This is a genomic window from Sphingobacterium sp. UBA7253, assembly GCF_002472745.1.
In the GTDB taxonomy this organism is placed as follows: domain Bacteria; phylum Bacteroidota; class Bacteroidia; order Sphingobacteriales; family Sphingobacteriaceae; genus Sphingobacterium; species Sphingobacterium siyangense.
Window position 1 is genome coordinate 2028 of sequence record NZ_DKSP01000180.1, and the last position, 453, is coordinate 2480.

Sequence of the window (453 nt, forward strand, 5' to 3'; positions counted from 1 at the left end):
AACTGTGTACCTGGCTCACCAATTGATTGAGCGGCGATAACACCCACAGCTTCACCTAACTGAACACGCTTACCTGACGCCAAGTTACGTCCGTAACAACAAGCACAAACACCACGCTTAGACTCACAAGTTAATACCGTACGAATCTCAATTCCTTCGATACCTGCTTTTTCGATAGTTTCGGCAATTTCCTCAGTGATATCTTCATTTGCAGAAACGATCAATTCGTCAGTATCCGGATGAAGAACATCATGCAATGGTGTACGACCCAAAATACGATCGAACAATGGTTCAACAACATCATCATTATCTTTCAATGCTGTTGTATAAATACCACGTAAACCACCACAATCTTGTTCCACAACGATCATATCTTGCGCTACGTCATGTAAACGACGTGTCAAGTAACCCGCATCCGCTGTTTTCAATGCTGTATCGGCAAGACCTTTACGC

The 453-nt window shown here is 43.3% G+C and carries 1 pseudogene; it reads right to left on the reverse strand.

Features of this window, described 5'->3' with window-relative positions:
* Positions 1 to 453 (reverse strand): annotated as a pseudogene (locus tag B2X72_RS18055) (DNA-directed RNA polymerase subunit beta'); the annotation flags it as partial.